General features: G+C 80.9%; 1 protein-coding gene. It reads left to right on the plus strand.

Annotated features, from left to right (window positions below):
* A partial coding sequence (locus tag ACQG3P_RS25235) for a hypothetical protein (RefSeq protein ID WP_426806570.1) occupies positions 1-230 on the plus strand: 230 nt, incomplete at both ends.

Raw genomic sequence — 230 nt, forward strand, 5'->3', positions numbered from 1 at the left:
CTGACGCCACGGCGCTGGCGCCACCGGCGCGGGCGATCCAGCCCGTGCGCACTGCCGCGTCGGGGGCGGACACCACGCGCCTGCTGGCACCCCCCCTGCCGGTTGCGGTCGCTGCGGCGGCGGTGCTTCCTGCCCTCGCCGCTGCGCACCCGCCGCGACGCCCGGTGGCCGTCCTCGGTCCGCTGGCGGCGGCGGCGCTGGGGGGCGGCCTGGTGGCAGGGTCGCGGAAT

This window comes from Stenotrophomonas sp. SrG, assembly GCF_050031795.1.
In the GTDB taxonomy this organism is placed as follows: Bacteria; Pseudomonadota; Gammaproteobacteria; order Xanthomonadales; family Xanthomonadaceae; genus Stenotrophomonas; species Stenotrophomonas rhizophila_A.